The organism is Modestobacter lacusdianchii, from assembly GCF_054177765.1.
The window spans coordinates 1-16,979 of sequence record NZ_JBJJTJ010000015.1; the positions used below are offsets into that span (position 1 = coordinate 1).

Consider the following 16,979-nt stretch of genomic DNA (forward strand, 5'->3'; position numbering starts at 1 on the left):
TCACCGCGGCGAGCGACCCGGACGACGTCACGCTTGAACTCCGGGGGGAACTTCTTGGGCACAGCGACATCCTTCCCGCGGGACAAGATCCCGCAGAACGAGTGTCAACTGAAGTCGCAGCAGTCCCCACCCGTTTCTGGGCCGCTCCGCACACGCCTTGACTCGTCGGGCGTTCGCGCAGGTCAGCGAACGGGTCAACCGGCCCGAATCCCGTGCCGGGAATCAACGGCCCGAATCTGGCGGCCCCTGACGTTTGTGGGCCGCTCCCGCTAGCCTGCGCGCGTGAACATGGTCGGCTACGCGCGGGTGTCCACCCTCGAGCAGGACCCGGCCTGCAGCACGACGCGCTGACCGCCGCCGGGGCGGTGCGGGTGTTCACCGACTACGCCTCCGGCGCCACCACCGCCCGACCGCAGCTGATCGCCTGCCTGGACTTCCTCCGACCCGGGGACACCCTCGCGGTGTGGCGGATCGACCGGCTCGGCCGATCCGTCGCCGACCTCACCACCATCGTCAACGACCTGGGCGCCCGAGGCATCCAGTTCCGGTCCCTGACCGAGGCCATCGACACCACCACCGTCGGCGGCGAGCTGGTCTTCCACATCTTCGCGGCCGTCGCGCAGATGGAACGACGCTTGATCAGCGAACGCACCCGAGCCGGCCTCGTCGCCGCCCGGGCCCGCGGCCGCGCCGGCGGCCGCCCCACCGTCATGACCTCCGAGCGGCTCACCGCCGCGCGGGCGATGCGCGCCCGGGGCATGACGCTGATCCAGATTGCGGCCACTTTGGGTGTTGGCCGCAGTTCCCTGGTGCGCGCACTGGCGCAAGCGCCTGCCACCCCAGCCGACCCGGTGAGGGCCGGCACCCATGCTGAGCAGACCGTCCTGGAGCTGCCAGAGCCAGCGGCCCAAGCGGCCGAGCCGGCGCCCGTCTCGTCCGCGGACCTGACAGTGCTTCCGGCGATCCAGTTGCTGGGGCGGACGGGGCGCCGCGGCGGGGAAGAGCTGGAGGCACTCGACTGGCCGACCGGCCACTCACCTGCCTGCCCTGACTGCACTTGCCCGACCACCGGCGTGGAGGAGCAGTACGCCCGCGTCCGCGGGCAGCGTGAGCCGGTCATCGTCGCACTCGCCCGACCTTGCGGTTGCCTCGTCGACGAGCACGTCACAGCCTTGCTGGCTGCCCCGAACACTTGAGTTGACCAGGACAAGCGGGTCCCCACGAAACCGTCGGTGCCATGCTCGGCCTGTGGACGACGACGATGCGAAGACGTACCTCCATGACGACCTGCGTTCGGTACGCAAGTCAATCCTCAGCAAGGTCGACGGTCTCACCGAGTACGACGTTCGACGTCCCCTTACGAGGACGGGCACCAACGTGCTCGGCTTGATCAAGCACTTGACCCTGTCTGAAGCGCGCTACCTCGGTGACATCTTCGGGCGGCCGTACCCCGAGCCGATCCCGAACTTCAACGATCCGCACTACTCGAACCGCGACACCCTCTGGGTCACCGAACGGGAGTCGCGCGGCGACGTCCTCGACGGCTACCGGCGGGCATGCGCTCATGCAGACGTCACGATCGAAGCCCTACCGATCAACGCGACCGGCTTCGTGCCCTGGTGGCCACAGCCAGACGTCAGGCTGTTCAACGTGATGGTGCACGTCCTGACGGAAACGACCCGGCATGCAGGTCATGCCGACATCCTGCGCGAACAGCTGGACGAGGTGGCCGCCAGCAATCTGGAGACGGCCAACGACGACTGGGCGGCACACCGGTTGCGCATCGAAGCCGCAGCACGGACGGCTGCCAGCGACCGTTAGATAGAGGACGTTATGTTGTTCGACCGTCGCCAAGGCGGGGCGGCATGCCCGAGGCTTGCCGCCGGCGACGAACCAGGCCGACCGGCCCCGCTGAAGGAGACGACCGGCGGTGACCGGCCGCCGGGGGTGAAGCCGGCAATCCGTAGCGGCGCCAACCCGATAGGCGCGAGGCAGCCCGCAGGCGACCGCAGGTCCAGAACAGCTGCCGGGCACGAGACCCGGATCGGCACCGAACCGATACGCGCGTCGGCCTCAACATGAGCAGGCGCCCTTGAAAGTGTTCACCCCGAAGGACACCCATCGGTCAGTCACCCCGATCAGGCGGCACCCTGAACAAGCAAGATCATGTCCGACACACCTCTTGCACCGTCGGTCCGAGAACTCGTGGTGACGTGTCCATGCACGTTCCTCCAGACGCTGGGGGCATGAGCAGCAAGGGATCCCCCGAGTACCGGGCTCGGCCTCGGGAGGGAGAGCGTCGGCGCCGAGCGGCACAGGAGCGAGCGGCCGTGCGACGAGATCCACCGGCGGCCAAGCCCTCGGCGCAGCCCGCTACGGACGGCCGGGCGAGGCGTGCGGCAGCGACCACCTGTGGCTGGTGCCACGGCCCGATAACCCCGCGGTCCCGAGGTCCAATCCCCAAGTGGTGCTCGGCCACCTGCCGGCATCGCGCCTGGGAGCAGACACGAGCCGCGGGATCGGGCCGGTCCGCGGTGGAAGTCGTCGAGCGCATCGTCGTCACCCCAACTCCCCCAGCGCAGCCGAGAGCGCCACGGCACGGTGAGTGGGCCGACGTGCTGCGCGAACTAGCCGGGCAGATCGACCGCGGGCTCATGTACGACCGGGAGCTGCCCGCGGTCGCCCGTGCAGTCGACGAGGTCATCGCGGCACTTCGTCGTCGCCCCTACCGCAGCTGAGGTCATCACCGCCGGCGCGTCTGGGGTGACAACGGGGTGACATGTCCGGTCGGTGCTGACTGGCAGCGATCGAGGCTGGTCGGCGCCTCCTCCTTGTAGCCAGCTGCGGCCCCCAGCAGCCGCCGTCCACCACCGGGAGACCTCGATGACCGTTCGACTGCTGACCACCGAGGAGGTGGCGGCTCGGTTCCGCACCAGCCCCGCCACGGTCCGCTACTGGCGGCACATCGGGATCGGGCCGGAAGGCGTCCGCGTCGGCCGCCGCGTCCTCTACGAGGAGACCGAGTGCGACCGCTGGTGGCAGGCGAAGGTCGCCGGGCAGCTCAACGGGGGCAGCCGGTGAGTCCACAGATCGGCGGCTCGGCCATCGCGCAGCGGCGGCCGCTCGCGGCAGGCTGAACTCCGAGCAGGGCCTGAGCAGCCGAGGAGAGACATGGCGAGCATCGCGCGGCGACCCGACGGCACGTACCGCCCGCGGTACCGCGATGCCGACGGCAAGGAGCACGCCCGGCACTTCAAGCGGAAGGTGGATGCTCAGCGCTGGCTCGACGAGGTCACCGCCTCCGTCGTCACCGGCACGTACGTCGACCCGAAGGCCGGCCGCGTGACCCTCTCGGCGTTCTACGCCACCTGGGCCGCTCGCCAGGTGTGGGCGCCGGGCACCGAGCTGGCGATGAGCCTCGCCGTCCGGTCCGCGACCTTCACCGATGTCGAGCTGCGACTGCTCCGCCGCTCGCACGTCGAGTACTGGGTGAAGCAGATGACCGCGGCTGGCCTGGCCCCGGGCACCATCCACACCCGGGTGCAGAACGTGCGCGCCGTCCTGCGCGGCGCCGTCCGGGACCGGGTGATCGCCACCGATCCCAGCGACGGGGTGACGCTCCCCCGCCGTCGGCGCCGCGAGCACGCCATGAGCATCCCCACGCCGCGCCAGGTCGGCGTCCTGCTCGCTTCCGCCGACGAGCGGTTCGCCGCCTTCATCGCCGTCTGCGCGTTCGGCGGCCTCAGGCTCGGCGAGGCGGCCGCGCTGCAGGTCGGCGACGTCGACTTCCTCCGCCGCCGGGTGGTCGTCAGCCGCCAGGTGCAGCGCGGACCCAACGGCACCGCCGAGCTGCGGGCACCCAAGCACGGCTCGGAACGGACGGTGGTCGTCCCCGACCGGCTGCTCACCCTCATCGCCGGGCACGTCGAGCGGCACCTGACCGCCGGCGGCCCGGACCGCTGGCTCTTCCCCACCCCGACCGGCACGCCGCCGCACCAGAACACCGTCGGCCACCAGTGGCGGAAGGCGCTCTCCGCGGCCGGGCTGACCGGCTTGCGGTTGCACGACCTCCGGCACTTCTTCGCCTCCGGCCTCATCGCCTCCGGCTGCGACGTGGTCACCGTCCAGCGGGCCCTCGGGCACGCCTCGGCGACCACGACGCTGAACACCTACGGACACCTGTGGCCCGACGCGGACGACCGCACGAGGGCCGCAACCGACGGTCTGATGTCCGCAGCACTCGACGATCCTGCGGACTCTGTGCGGACTGCACCCGCCTGACGGGCCGCTGACCTGCGGATTCAATGCACGTCAGACGTTGAAGCGGAACTCCACGACGTCGCCGTCGGCCATGACGTAGTCCTTGCCCTCGATGCGCACCCAGCCCCTGGACTTGGCCTCGGCCATCGAGCCGGCCTCCATCAGCTGGTCGAAGCCGACGATCTCGGCCTTGATGAAGCCGCGCTGGAAGTCGGTGTGGATGACGCCGGCGGCCTCCGGCGCGGTGGCGCCGACCGGGATGGTCCAGGCCCGCGACTCCTTGGGGCCGGCGGTCAGGTAGGTCTGCAGGCCCAGGGTGCGGAACCCGACCTTGGCCAGCTGGTCCAGGCCCGGCTCGTCCTGGCCGATGGAGGCGAGCAGCTCGGCGGCCTCGTCGGCGGGCAGCTCGATCAGCTCGGACTCGGTCTGCGCGTCCAGGAAGATCGCCTCGGCCGGGGCGACCAGCGCGCGCAGCTCGTCCAGCTGCGCGGTGTTCGCCAGCTCGTCGGCGTCCACGTTGAAGACGTACAGGAACGGCTTGGTGGTCAGCAGCGTCAGCTCGCGCAGCGGCTCGGGGTCGACCCCGGCGGCGAACAGCGTCTTCCCGGTGTTCAGCACCTCCTGCGCGGCAACGGCGGCGTCGTGCAGCGCCTTGCGCTCCTTGTCCTTGCGCGACTCCTTGTCCAGCCGCGGGATCGCCTTCTCCAGGGTCTGCATGTCGGCCAGCACGAGCTCGGTGTTGATCGTCTCGATGTCGTCGGCCGGGTCGACTTTGCCCTCGACGTGCACCACGTCGGGGTCGGTGAACACGCGGATCACCTGGCAGATCGCGTCGCTCTCACGGATGTTGGCCAGGAACTTGTTGCCCAGCCCCTGCCCCTCGCTGGCACCACGCACGATGCCGGCGATGTCCACGAACGACACCGTCGCCGGGATGGTCTTCTGCGAGCCGAACACCTCGGCCAGCCTGTCCAGCCGCGGGTCGGGCACGCCCACCACGCCGACGTTCGGCTCGATCGTCGCGAACGGGTAGTTCGCGGCGAGCACGTCGTTCTTGGTCAGGGCGTTGAAGAGGGTCGACTTGCCGACGTTGGGCAGGCCGACGATCCCGATGGTGAGACTCACGGGAGACCAGCTTACGGACGATCGCCGCCCTCCCAGCGTCGAGAGTCGTCCCGTCGCCGGGTCCCGCGTCGAGGACACCACGGCGGGACGTCTCTCGACGCGGGGCCCGGCGAGGTCAGCCGGCCGAGCCGGGGCCGGGCAGGAGGCCGCGCTCGACGGCGACCAGCACCGCGCGGGTGCGGTCGTCGACCCCGAGCTTGGCGAAGACCCGCAGCAGGTGGGTCTTCACCGTCGCCTCGCCGATGAACAGCTCCCGGCCGATCTCGGCGTTGGTCAGCCCACGCGCCACCCCGCCCAGCACCTGCAGCTCCCGGGCCGTCGGCGCCTCGACCGCCGGCGCCCGCATCCGGGAGACCAGCCTGGCCGCGACCGGCGGGGCCAGCACCGTCTCCCCGCGGGCGGCCGCGCGCACCGCGTCGGCCAGCTGCGGCAGGGGCGTGTCCTTGAGCAGGTAGCCGGTGGCGCCGGCCTCCACCGCGCGCACGATGTCGGCGTCGGTGTCGTAGGTGGTCAGCACCAGCACCCGCACCCCCGGGTGCGCGGCGACGATGCGGCCGGTCGCGGTCACGCCGTCCATCCGGGGCATCCGCAGGTCCATCAGGACGACGTCCGGCGCGTGCTCGGCCACCGCGGCCAGCGCCGTCAGCCCGTCACCGGCCTCCCCCACGACCTCGACGTCCGGCTGCGCGGCGAGCCAGCCGACCACGCCGCCGCGCACCACCGGGTGGTCGTCGACCACCAGCACCCGCACCGTCACGACGCCGGCACCCGGACCGTCACGCGGGTGCCCGCCCCCGGTGCGGAGTCGACGTCGACCGCACCGCCCACCTCGGCGGCGCGGTCACGCAGCCCGGCGAGGCCCACCCCGGACGACGTCCCCGGGTCGAAGCCCACCCCGTCGTCCGCGACGTGCACCGACACCAGTGCCGACTCCCCCGTGCCCACCCGGCTGACCTGCAGCACCACCGAGCTCGCCGCTGCGTGCCGGCGCACGTTGGCCAGCGCCTCCTGCGCACCGCGCAACAGCACGATCTCCTCCGCGCGGGTCAGGCCGCGGGCCTCGTCGAGGGCCGCGAGGTCGACCCGGGTGGCGATGCCGGTCTCCCGGCCGAACCGCTCGGCCAGCCGCTGCAGCGCCTCGACCAGGGTGGCGCTGTCCAGCCCGGCCGGCGCGAAGGCCGCGACCATCGCGCGGGCCTCGGCGAGGTTGTCCCGGGCCACCTCCTCGATCAGCGCCAACCGCTCGGCGGCGGCGTCCGGCTCGGTGGGCAGCTGGGCCGCCGCGGTCTGGGCCAGCACCACGATGCTCGTGTAGCCCTGGGCCAGGGTGTCGTGCACCTCCCGGGCCCACCGCTCCCGCTCCGCGGCGATCCCCTGCTGGTGGTGGGCCTCGGCGAGCTCCCCGCGGGTGGCCTCCAGCTCGGCGATCAGCCGCGCCCGCTCCCGACTCTGCTGCAGGACGCGGCTGACCCACACCCCCAGCGCCACGCTGAACACCAGGCCGATGCCCGAGTCGAGCACCTCCGACAGCGGCTCGGCCCCCCGCCGCCACGCCGTCGCCGGGCCCACCGCGCTGGCCACGGCGAGCAGCACCGTCCACACCGTGCCCGGGCGGGGCGACTCGACCAGGAACCAGATCTGCGGATAGGCCAGGAAGAGCAGGAACAGCAGCTGGGGCGCCTGCCAGCCGAGCACCCCGAAGACGGCGACGAGCACGGTCAGGTAGCCGACCGCGCGGGCGGGGCGCTCGTCGGCGAGCGCGGGCGCGCCCAGGAACAGGTAGGCCACCGCCAGGACGGCGAGCGCCGTCAGGGCCCACCGGGTCGAGCCCTCGACCCGGCCGACCTGCGTGGCCACCACCGCGAGGGCCAGCAGCGTCACGAACGCCACGTGGAAGCCGACGACGGTGGCCCGCCAGCCGCGCCCGGACAGCGGCGAGCCGCTGTCCTCCCCCCGGGCGGGGAGGACAGCGGCCTGCAGCCGGGCGGCGACGCTCAACGGTCGGCCCTGCTCAACGATCGGCCCTGCTCAACGGTCGGCCCTGCTCAACGGTCGGCCTGGCGCCAGCGGAACGTCCGGGTGCACACCACGACGCCGATGATCACCCATGCGACCAGCACGAGGGCAGTCCTGCCGTGCTCCCATCCCCCGGCCACCTCGAACGCGGCGGCCTCGTCGGGCAGGAACGCCGACCGCATGCCCTGGGTGAGCCACTTCAGCGGGAACACCGCGGCCACCTGCTGCATCCAGCCGGGCAGCTCCGGGAAGGCGAAGAACACCCCGCTGAAGAACTGCAGGACCACGGCGAACGCCGTCACCCCGGTGGTCAGCGACTGGGCGCTGCCCGGCAGCCCGGCGACGGCGATGCCCAGCACCGTGCCGGCCAGCGACCCGAGGACGGCGACCCAGCCGAACGTCGCCCAGTGAGCGGCGTCCGCCGGCATCGGGACGTCGTAGCCCCAGTGCGCCACCGGCAGCAGCAGGGCCAGCTGCACCGCCGCCGTGACCAGCACGAGCCCGGCCTTGCCGGCGAAGTAGGCCACCGGCGGGGTGCCGAGCACCTGCAGGCGCTCGAGCTGACCTGCCTCGCGCTCCGCGGCGATCGAGGTGGCGATCGACTGGAAGCTGGTCAGCATGATGCCGGTGGCGGCGATGCCGGCCAGGAAGTACTGCGGGAACGGGACGCCGCCGGGCAGCACGTCGCCGCCGAGCACCGAGCCGAACACGACCATCATCACGATCGGGTAGGCGAAGGAGAACACCACCTGCTGGCGTTCCCGGGCGAACAACCGCAGCTCCAGCCGGGTGCGGGCCACGGCGATCCGCGCCGCCGGGGGCGGGGCCGGGCGGGCGGGGGCGTCGAGGGTGGTGGTCACTGCTCTCCTCCAGGGGTGCCGACGAGCTGCAGGTAGACGTCCTCCAGGCCGGGCCGGGTGACGGTGAGGCCGGGGACCTCGTGCGGGGTGCTGTTCAGCAGGTCGCGCAGCACCGCGGCCGGCGCACCGGTGCGCACCGACCGGCGGGCTCCGCCCTCGAGCCAGGAGACGGTCGCCACCCGGCGCAGCTGCGCGCCGAGCTCGGCCGGGGGCGCGACCTCGACCAGCCGGCCGCCGGCGATCACCCCGACGCGGTCGGCGAGCTCGGCGGCCTCGTCCAGGTAGTGGGTGGTGAGCAGCACCGTCGTCCCCTCGGCGCGCAGGCCGCGGACCAGCTGCCAGAACTGCCGCCGGGCCACCGGGTCCATCCCGGTGGTCGGCTCGTCCAGGAACACCAGCTCCGGCCGGCCCTGCACGCCCAGCGCCACGGCCAGCCGGCGGCGCTGGCCACCGGAGAGCCGCCCCACCCGGGTGCCCGCCTTCTCCTCCAGCCCCACCGCGGCCAGCAGCTCGACCGTCGGGCGCGGGCGGGAGTGGTAGGCGGCGAAGTGGTCCAGCGCCTCGCGCACGGTCAGCGCCTGCGCCGCCCCCTCCCCCTGGCTGACCACGCCGATCCGGGCCCGCCAGGCGCGGCCGGCGGTCGCCGGGTCGGCACCGAGCACCTGGACCTCCCCGGCGTCGCGGGACCGCACCCCCTCGAGCACCTCGATGGTGGTGGTCTTGCCCGCCCCGTTGGGCCCGAGCAGGGCGAAGCACTCCCCGCGGACCACCTCCAGGTCGAGGCCGTCGAGCACGGCCCTGCCCCCGCAGCTCTTCGCCAGCCCGCGCACGACCACGGCGGGGGCGTCCGCGGTGGTCGGGGCGGGCGGTGCCCACTCGGTCGTCGTCATGCGCTGAGCCTGTCCACGCGAGGACGCCACCGGGACCACCGGAGCGTGGGCCGGACGTCCACCGACCGGTGGACGTCGAGCCGCTCACCGTCCCGTCCGAAAGCCGCCAGTCAGGCACCGCCGGCGGTGCCATGCTCGTGCCATGACGACGACGCTGGCGCGCGGGCAGCTCGACCCGACCCGCTGCTACCGCGCCGTCTCCAGCCGGGACCCGCGCTTCGACGGCTGGTTCGTGACCGCGGTGCACAGCACCGGCATCTACTGCCGCCCCTCCTGCCCGGCGCGCACGCCGCTGGAGCGCAACGTCTCCTTCCACACCACCGCCGCCGCGGCGCAGGCAGCCGGCTTCCGCGCCTGCCGGCGCTGCCGCCCCGACGCCGTCCCCGGGTCGCCGGACTGGGACGTGCGGGCCGACGTCGTCGCCCGGGCGATGCGGCTGATCGCCGACGGCGAGGTCGAGCGGGCCGGCGTCGGCGGGCTCGCCGCCCGGCTGGGGTACTCCGAGCGCCAGCTGCACCGGCTGCTCACCGGCGAGCTCGGCGTCGGCCCGCTGGCGCTGGCCCGGGCGCAGCGCGCGCAGACCGCCCGGCTGCTCATCGAGACCACCCGGCTGCCGATGGCCGACGTCGCGTTCGCGGCCGGCTTCGCCAGCATCCGGCAGTTCAACGACACGGTGCGCTCGGTGTTCGGGACGACGCCCTCGGCGCTGCGCCCGGCCACCCCGCGCAGCGACGGCGGCCCGCCCGGCTGGCTGACCCTGCGGCTGGCCGCCCGGGCGCCCTTCGCCGCCGACGAGGTGCTGCTCTTCCTCGGCGCGCACGCCACCCCGGGCCTGGAGGAGTGGGACGGGACGACGTTCTCCCGGGTGCTCGACCTGCCGCACGGGCCGGCCGTCGTCCGGCTCTCCCCCGCGCCCGACGGTGGGCCGGCGGTGCTCGCCCGGCTGCGGCTGACCGAGCTGCGCGACCTGGGGGTCGCCGTGGCCCGCTGCCGGCGGCTGCTGGACCTCGACGCCGACCCGGCCGCCGTCGACACGGTGCTGGGCGCCGACCCGGCGCTCGCCCCGCTGGTCTCCGGTGCACCGGGCCGCCGGGTGCCGGCCGCTCCGGACGCCGACGAGCTGGCGGTGCGCGCCGTGCTCGGCCAGCAGGTGTCGGTGGCCGGCGCCCGCACGCTGACCGCGCGCGTGGTGACCGCCGCCGGCCGGCCGCTCGCCGAGCCGGTCGGCACGCTCACCCACGCCTTCCCCCGCCCGGCCGACCTGGCCGACGCCGACCTCTCCGCCGTCGGCCTGACCGGGGCACGTCGCCGCACCGTGCACACGCTGGCCGCCGCGCTCGCCGACGGCAGCGTCGCGCTCGACCCCGGCGCGGACCGCGAGACGGCGTCCCGCCAGCTGCTCGCCCTGCCCGGCATCGGCCCGTGGACGGCGGCGCTGGTCGGCCTCCGCGGCCTGGCCGACCCCGACGTCTGGCTGCCCGGCGACCTGGCGCTGCGCCGCAGCCTGACCGCGCTGGGCAGCTCCGACGCCGACGCCGCGACCCGCTGGCGGCCGTGGCGCTCCTACGCCGTGATGCACCTCTGGGCGCTCGCCGTGCCCGACCTGTTCACCCGCGGCACCTCTCCCGAACGGAGCCCGTCATGACCACCGCCCCCGCCCGGTACGCCACGGTCGACACCCCGCCCGGCCCGTTCACCGTGCTCGTCACCGCTGGCACCGACGGCACCGACGTCGTGCTGGCCAGCGGCTGGACCGACGACGTGACCGAGCTGCTGCCCGTCGTCCACCGCTCGCTGCGGCCGACCTGGGTGGAGCGGGCCGACGACGACCTGCCGGTGCTGACCGCGGTCGAGGCGTTCTGCGCCGGCGACGTGACCGCGATCGACGGGGTGCCGGTGCGGCAGCGGTCGGGGCCGTTCCTCACCGACGCCTGGGACGTGCTGCGCACCGTGCCGGCCGGCGCCCCGGACACCTACGCCTCCTTCGCGCAGCGCTGCGGCCGGCCGACCGCGGTGCGCGCCGCTGCCGGGGCGTGCGCGAAGAACGCCGCCGCGCTGTTCGTGCCCTGCCACCGGGTACTGGCCACCGGCGGCGGGCTGGGCGGCTTCCGCTGGGGCACCCCGGTCAAGCGCTGGCTGCTCGACCACGAGGCCGCGCACGCCCCCGTCCCGGCCTGAGCCCGGCCCGCCTGACCGGTTCTGTCGGACCCCTCCGGCAACCTGACGGGCATGGACGCCGCCTCCCTGCTGCTCGGGCTCCTGCTCGGTGCCCTGCTGGCCACCGCGATCACCCTGGGCGTGGTGGCGCTGCGCGGCCGGTCCACCGCGGCGCCCGACGCCCTGGAGCCGGTGCACGAGTCCCTCGACCACCTGCACCGCCTGCTGGCCGGCATCGAGCGCGACCGGGCCACCGCCCACGGCGAGCTGCGCGAGCAGGTGGGCACCATCGGCCAGACCTCCACCCTGCTGCGCCAGGAGACCGCCGCCCTGGTCACCGCGCTGCGCACCCCGCACGTGCGGGGCCGCTGGGGCGAGCTGCAGCTGCGCCGGGTGGTCGAGGTGGCCGGGCTGCTGGAGCACTGCGACTTCGTCGAGCAACCGTCGGGCACCACCGACGACGGCGCACGGGTGCGGCCCGACCTGGTGGTCACCCTCGCCGACGGCCGGCAGGTGATCGTCGACGCGAAGGTGCCCTTCACCGGCTACATCGAGGCGGTGCAGGCCACCGACCAGTCGGTCCGGGCCCAGCGGGTGGCCGACCACGCCCGGCAGCTGCGGGTGCACGTCGACGCCCTGGCCGCCCGCCGCTACCCGACGGCCTTCGGTTCCGCCGCGCCGTTCACCGTGCTGTTCGTCCCCTCCGACGGCTTCCTCACCACCGCGCTCGAGGCCGAGCCGGACCTGCTGGAGCACGGCTTCGCCCGCGACGTCATCGTGGCCACCCCGAGCACCCTCCTGGCCCTGCTGCGCACCGTCGCCTACTCCTGGCGGCAGGAGCGCCTGGCACAGGACGCCGCCGCCGTGCTCGAGGTCGGCCGCACCGTGCACGCCCGGCTGGGCACCCTCTCCGGCCACCTGACCCGGCTGGGGTCCGCGCTGGGCTCGGCGCTGACCCGCTACAACGAGACGGTCGGCTCCTACGAGCGGTCGGTGCTGGTGGCCACCCGCCGCTTCGACGACCTCGGGGTGGCCGCCGCCCCGGTGCCGACGCCCGCGCCGGTCGAGGGCACCGTCCGGGTGCTCCGTTCCGTGCCCGACGACGACACCGCCGTGCCGGCCGCCGGCGAGCTCCCGCTGCCGGGGCTGCACTCCTCCGTCCGCCCGCCGGCCGACCTCGCGCCGCCGGTCCGACCGGAGGCCGTACGGCAGACCGAGCTCGACGCCGGGCGGCACACCGGGTTCGACACCGGGCGGCACCCCGGGCCCGACACCGGGCGGCACACCGCTGAGCGAGACGGCACGCACGGCTGACCGGCCCCTCGCCGCCACCGACGGCAGGCCCGGCGGCCCGCCCCTCCGCCGGCCACCGGCGCGGTGGACGCCATCGGCGGAGGGAGCCCCGGGGTCGGTGGGGCTGCTGGGGCGGCGGTCCGCACATGTCGCCAGGTGAGCAGCCGGACACCAGCGAGTTCTGACCCGCCGCATCGGTCGACGTCCAGCGTCTACTCAGGGAGGGCCGTTACCGTGGCCCGGTCGGTGCGGGTCCAGGCGCGCACCGCGAACGAGGAGGTGCAAGATCGCTCCGGTGACTGTCGATGCCAGGCGGGAGGCTGCTGTGCGCGCAGAACCCAGCGACGCCGGCCGAGCCGCAGGTCGGGCCTACCCGTCGCCGCGTGCGGGGAGCGTCCCGTCCCGCAGCCGCGCGGACCGCGACCGCCTGCTGCAGGACCGCGACCGCCGCACCCCCGACCGCCGGCCGCCCGTGCCGCGCGAGCCCGCCCGCGGCGGCCGCCACTCCGGCGAGTTCCGCCGGCCGGTGCCGCAGCCGGCGCGCGAGGTCCGCGGCGACCGGCACACCGGTTCCTCCGCTGCCCGCAGCGTCCCGGTGTCCGGGCCGCGCGTGCCGGGCGTCGTCGCCCTGATGGGCGTCTTCCTGGTCACCCTGGTCGCCGCTGCCGCCGACTCCTACGTCGGGATCGGGCTGGGGATGATCACCCTGGTGGCGCTCACCGTGTCCACGGTCCTGGCCGCACTGGTCACCCGGCGCCGCGACCTGCTGACGGTCGTGGTCGCCCCGCCCCTGGTCTTCTGCGCCGTCGCGCTGGCCAACATCGGCCTGGCCCCCTCGGCCACCCTGAACCTGCCCAGCCTGGTCACCCTGCTGGTCCGCGGCTTCCCGGCGATGGCGATCGCCACCGGCGCCGCGCTGGCCCTCACGCTCGTCCGGCTCGCCACCCGGCGCTGAGCCACCCACACGCAGAACGGCCCGGCACCCCCTCGGGGGCGCCGGGCCGTTCTGCGTCGTCCGGACCGTCGGGGCCCGTCCTCGGCTCGCGCAGGGGACGGGGCCTACCTCAGTCGGTCTCGACCGCCAGCGCCTCGCGGCGGGGCTTCAGCTCGTGCGGCAGCGCGAAGACCAGACGCTCCTCGGCGGCCTTGACCGTCTCGACGTCGGCGTAGCCACGCGCCGCGAGCCAGTCGAGCACCTCACTGACCAGGATCTCCGGCACCGAGGCGCCGCTGGTCACCCCCACGGTGCCGACGCCGGCCAGCCAGGCCTCGTCGATCTCGGAGGCGAAGTCGACCAGGTGCGAGTCGCGGGCACCGGCCTCCAGCGCGACCTCGACCAGCCGCACGGAGTTCGACGAGTTCGTCGACCCGACGACCAGCACCAGGTCGCACTCGGCGGCCATCTGCTTGACGGCCTGCTGCCGGTTCTGCGTGGCGTAGCAGATGTCGTCGCTGGGCGGGCTCTGCAGACCCGGGAAGCGGCTCTTGAGCGAGTCGACCGTCGCCAGCGTCTCGTCGACCGACAGGGTCGTCTGGGACAGCCAGACCACCTTCTCCGGGTCGCGCACCTGCACGTTGGCGATGTCCTCGGCGCCGTCGACGAGCTGGGTGTTGGCCGGGGCCTCACCCATCGTGCCCTCGACCTCCTCGTGCCCGCGGTGGCCGATCAGCAGGATGTCGTAGTCGTCCTTGGCGAAGCGCTTGGCCTCCATGTGCACCTTGCTCACCAGCGGGCAGGTCGCGTCGATCGTCTGCAGCGACCGGGCCTGCGCCTCGGCCTTCACCGCCGGGGAGACGCCGTGCGCGCTGAACACCACGACCGCACCCTCGGGCACCTCGTCGGTCTCCTCCACGAACACCGCACCCCGGCGCTCCAGGGTCGCGACGACGTGCTTGTTGTGGACGATCTGCTTGCGCACGTACACCGGGGCGCCGTGGATCTCGAGTGCCCGCTCGACCGCGACCACCGCCCGGTCCACGCCGGCGCAGTAGCCCCGGGGATCGGCCAGCAGGACGCGTCCGCGCGGTTCAGCCATGACCCCATCGTAGGTGCGTCACGCGCGACGGACCGGTCCCGGCGCGACCCGGTGGGTGGCGCTGCACACGCCACGGCGGCCGTGCGGCCACCGGATGGGGTGGTCGTGCGCCCGGTCGGGCTGCCGGTGGTCGCCCGGTGCGGCACGCTGGGGACATGGCTCGAGAGATCCCCGAGGTGGTCCGCGCTGCCGCCGGACTGGCCGCCACCGTGCTGGACGAGGCGCGCAAGCTGCCCGAGACGCTGCCCGGCCTGCCGGTGCGGCTGATCGGCCAGGCGCTGCAGACCTCCCTGCGCCTGCAGCAGCAGTACTCCGGGCTGGTCGCCCGCGGCGACGAGGTGTTCACCGGCCTGCGCGGGGACGCCGAGCCGGGCATGGCCACCTTCGACGACGACGAGGACGACGACCTCGCACCGCCGGCCCGGCCGGCCGGCGCCGCGGGTCTGCGCAGCTCGGCCTTCGACCGGGTCGCCGACCTGCCCGACGACGCAGTGGACGAGGAGCTCGCCGACGACCTGGCCGACGACCTGGCCGTCGCGGACCTGCCCGTGGCCGACGCCGACCTCCCGGCGGCCGACGACGACCTGGCGGTGGTCTCCCCCGACCTGCCGGAGGCCGATGACGACGCGCTGGTCGCCGACAGCGACCTCTCGGTGGCCGAGGCCGAGGATCTGGCCGAGGAGGCGGCCGCCGTGCTCAGCCTCGCCGCCGGCGACGACGCCGACCTCTCCCCCGCCGAGGTCGCCGCACTGCCGGCCGACCCGCCCGCCGACGCCGTCACCGCGGTCGTCGACGAGCTGGCCGCCGAGGTGGCCGACGAGGTCGCTGCGGAGGTGCCCGACGCCGTCCCGGACGAGCTGCTCGACGACCTCACCGCCGAGACGGTCACCGACATCGCCGAGGAGGAGACCGCCGTCGAGGAGGCGGTCGCCGACGAGCTGATCGCCGAGGCCGCCGTCGGGGGCACCCCGCCGGCCGACGACGAGCCGACCGGGCCGCCGACGCTGGACGACGTGACGCCGCAGGCCGCACCGGAGCAGACCGAGCTGGTCGACGACGCCGACCCGGCCGTCGGGGCCCTGGCCGACGCCAGCGAGGAGCTCGTCGACCTGGGTGGGCCGGAGGCCGCGGAGAGCGTCACCCCGGGCAGCCCGGTCACCGACAGCGCGGCCAGCGACCCGCTCGTCCCGGCCGACACCACCAGCGCCGCCGACGACACGACCGGCGACACCGCACCGGCCGGGGACGCGGCGCCGGCGGCCACCAGCCCGGTGGAGGGCTACGACTCCTTCAGCATCCCAGCGCTGCGCGGTCACCTGCGCGCGTACCCGGCCGAGACGGTCGCCGACCTGCTCGACTACGAGCGCGCCACCCGGGCCCGCGCCCCGTATGTCACCCTGCTGCAGAACCGGCTGGAGAAGCTGAGCATCGACCGCGGCTGATCCGCCGGCGGGAGCACCACGGACCGGGGAGACGGTGGGCAGCGAGCACACGGACGGGCCCGGGACGCCCCGGCGGAGGTCCCGGCGACTGGTCCCCCTGCTGACGCTGGTGACGGTGCTCGCGGTGGCTGTCGGCCTGGTCGTCTGGCTGCGGGCCGGCGGGACGGGGAGCGAGGTGCCCCGGTCCGCCGGCCCGGTGACGACCGCGCCCGCCCCGGTCTCGACGGCTCCGACGTCCTCGGCACCGGCGCCGACGCCCACGCCGACCGCCACGCCGACCCCGACCTTCGACCGCGCCCAGCTGTCGATCACCGACCCGGCCAGCCCGTGGGTGGTGGTCAACAAGGCCCGGCCGCTGAGCCCGATCGACTTCGCGCCCACCGACCTGGTCGCGATCGGAGGCGGCTACCAGCTGCGCGCCGAAGCGGCGCAGGCGATGGACGCCATGCTCGCCGCCGCCGCGGCCGAGGGCCTCCGCATCGACGTGCAGAGCGCCTACCGCGCCTACGACTACCAGGTGGGCCTCTTCGACGCCCAGGTCAGCCGGTTCGGCGAGGCACGAGCCGAGGTGCAGGTGGCCCGCCCCGGGTACAGCGAGCACCAGACCGGCCTGGCGGCCGACGTCGGCGGTGGCGGCTGCGACATCGAGAGCTGCTTCGCCACCACGGCCGAGGGGCAGTGGGTGGCCGCCCGCGGCCCGGAGTTCGGCTGGCTGGTGCGCTACCCCGACGGCCGGCAGGACGTCACCGGCTTCAAGTACGAGCCGTGGCACGTGCGGTACGTCGGTGTCGCCCTGGCCACCGAGATGCAGCGCACCGGGGTGCCGACGATGGAGGAGTTCTTCGGGCTCCCCGCCGCCCCCGGGTACCTGGGCTGAGCCCGGGCCTCTGGCAGGCTCGG

The 16,979-nt window shown here is 74.5% G+C and carries 17 protein-coding genes; 11 read left to right on the forward strand and 6 right to left on the reverse strand.

Going from position 1 to position 16,979, the window contains the following annotated elements; translation table 11 throughout:
- Positions 1–371 precede the first annotated feature (371 nt).
- The 5 genes from ACJTNH_RS12350 to ACJTNH_RS12370 all read left to right on the forward strand — a co-directional run bounded on the left by ACJTNH_RS12350 (position 372) and on the right by ACJTNH_RS12370 (position 4,281).
- Positions 372–1,196, forward strand: a complete 825-nt coding sequence (locus ACJTNH_RS12350; RefSeq protein ID WP_458176045.1) for a recombinase family protein — start codon at positions 372–374, stop codon at positions 1,194–1,196.
- 52 nt (positions 1,197–1,248) lie between these two features.
- Positions 1,249–1,821, forward strand: coding sequence for a DinB family protein (locus ACJTNH_RS12355; RefSeq protein ID WP_458176047.1), 573 nt, complete (start codon positions 1,249–1,251; stop codon positions 1,819–1,821).
- 794 nt (positions 1,822–2,615) lie between these two features.
- Positions 2,616–2,738 carry a hypothetical protein gene (locus tag ACJTNH_RS12360; RefSeq protein ID WP_458176049.1) on the forward strand — a complete coding sequence of 41 codons (123 nt, stop codon included), beginning with the start codon at positions 2,616–2,618 and terminating at the stop codon, positions 2,736–2,738.
- 145 nt (positions 2,739–2,883) lie between these two features.
- Positions 2,884–3,081 (forward strand): helix-turn-helix transcriptional regulator, encoded by a 198-nt coding sequence (locus ACJTNH_RS12365; RefSeq protein WP_458176051.1) that lies wholly within the window; start codon positions 2,884–2,886, stop codon positions 3,079–3,081.
- Between the two features lie 90 nt (positions 3,082–3,171).
- Positions 3,172–4,281, forward strand: a complete 1,110-nt coding sequence (locus ACJTNH_RS12370; RefSeq protein ID WP_458176053.1) for a tyrosine-type recombinase/integrase — start codon at positions 3,172–3,174, stop codon at positions 4,279–4,281.
- A 30-nt stretch (positions 4,282–4,311) separates the two neighbouring features.
- Here the strand turns inward: ACJTNH_RS12370 and ychF are convergent, their stop codons facing one another.
- The 5 genes from ychF to ACJTNH_RS12395 all read right to left on the reverse strand — a co-directional run bounded on the left by ychF (position 4,312) and on the right by ACJTNH_RS12395 (position 9,151).
- Positions 4,312–5,385 (reverse strand): redox-regulated ATPase YchF, encoded by a 1,074-nt coding sequence (ychF, locus tag ACJTNH_RS12375; RefSeq protein ID WP_458176055.1) that lies wholly within the window; start codon positions 5,383–5,385, stop codon positions 4,312–4,314.
- Positions 5,386–5,500: 115 nt separating this feature from the next.
- The gene (locus ACJTNH_RS12380) at positions 5,501–6,142 is read right to left on the reverse strand and encodes a response regulator (protein ID WP_458176057.1); all 642 of its coding nucleotides are present in this window, start codon (positions 6,140–6,142) and stop codon (positions 5,501–5,503) included.
- Positions 6,139–7,383, reverse strand: coding sequence for a sensor histidine kinase (locus tag ACJTNH_RS12385; protein WP_458176059.1), 1,245 nt, complete (start codon positions 7,381–7,383; stop codon positions 6,139–6,141). The genes ACJTNH_RS12380 and ACJTNH_RS12385 overlap by 4 nt, the downstream gene beginning before the upstream one ends.
- A gap of 47 nt (positions 7,384–7,430) precedes the next feature.
- The gene (locus ACJTNH_RS12390) at positions 7,431–8,261 is read right to left on the reverse strand and encodes an ABC transporter permease (RefSeq protein ID WP_458176061.1); all 831 of its coding nucleotides are present in this window, start codon (positions 8,259–8,261) and stop codon (positions 7,431–7,433) included.
- On the reverse strand, positions 8,258–9,151 hold the full coding sequence (locus ACJTNH_RS12395; protein WP_458176063.1) for an ABC transporter ATP-binding protein: 894 nt from the start codon (positions 9,149–9,151) through the stop codon (positions 8,258–8,260). Before ACJTNH_RS12395 ends, ACJTNH_RS12390 begins: the two co-directional genes overlap by 4 nt.
- A 142-nt stretch (positions 9,152–9,293) precedes the next feature.
- Here ACJTNH_RS12395 and ACJTNH_RS12400 point away from each other — a divergent pair, with 142 nt between their 5' ends.
- From ACJTNH_RS12400 to ACJTNH_RS12415, 4 genes are all read left to right on the forward strand, one after another.
- On the forward strand, positions 9,294–10,796 hold the full coding sequence (locus ACJTNH_RS12400) for an AlkA N-terminal domain-containing protein (RefSeq protein ID WP_458176065.1): 1,503 nt from the start codon (positions 9,294–9,296) through the stop codon (positions 10,794–10,796).
- Positions 10,793–11,329, forward strand: coding sequence for a methylated-DNA--[protein]-cysteine S-methyltransferase (locus ACJTNH_RS12405; protein WP_458176067.1), 537 nt, complete (start codon positions 10,793–10,795; stop codon positions 11,327–11,329). Before ACJTNH_RS12400 ends, ACJTNH_RS12405 begins: the two co-directional genes overlap by 4 nt.
- A 51-nt stretch (positions 11,330–11,380) precedes the next feature.
- The gene (locus ACJTNH_RS12410) at positions 11,381–12,622 is read left to right on the forward strand and encodes a DNA recombination protein RmuC (RefSeq protein WP_458176069.1); all 1,242 of its coding nucleotides are present in this window, start codon (positions 11,381–11,383) and stop codon (positions 12,620–12,622) included.
- 304 nt (positions 12,623–12,926) lie between these two features.
- The gene (locus ACJTNH_RS12415) at positions 12,927–13,556 is read left to right on the forward strand and encodes a DUF6542 domain-containing protein (RefSeq protein ID WP_458176071.1); all 630 of its coding nucleotides are present in this window, start codon (positions 12,927–12,929) and stop codon (positions 13,554–13,556) included.
- A 109-nt stretch (positions 13,557–13,665) separates the two neighbouring features.
- Here the strand turns inward: ACJTNH_RS12415 and ACJTNH_RS12420 are convergent, their stop codons facing one another.
- Positions 13,666–14,637 carry a 4-hydroxy-3-methylbut-2-enyl diphosphate reductase gene (locus ACJTNH_RS12420; protein WP_458176073.1) on the reverse strand — a complete coding sequence of 324 codons (972 nt, stop codon included), beginning with the start codon at positions 14,635–14,637 and terminating at the stop codon, positions 13,666–13,668.
- A 155-nt stretch (positions 14,638–14,792) separates the two neighbouring features.
- On the opposite strand from ACJTNH_RS12420, the gene ACJTNH_RS12425 reads away from it, so the two are divergent.
- Together ACJTNH_RS12425 and ACJTNH_RS12430 are read left to right on the forward strand one after the other, a co-directional pair.
- Positions 14,793–16,079 carry a hypothetical protein gene (locus ACJTNH_RS12425; protein ID WP_458176075.1) on the forward strand — a complete coding sequence of 429 codons (1,287 nt, stop codon included), beginning with the start codon at positions 14,793–14,795 and terminating at the stop codon, positions 16,077–16,079.
- A 115-nt stretch (positions 16,080–16,194) separates the two neighbouring features.
- Positions 16,195–16,956 carry a M15 family metallopeptidase gene (locus ACJTNH_RS12430; protein ID WP_458176077.1) on the forward strand — a complete coding sequence of 254 codons (762 nt, stop codon included), beginning with the start codon at positions 16,195–16,197 and terminating at the stop codon, positions 16,954–16,956.
- Positions 16,957–16,979 lie beyond the last annotated feature (23 nt).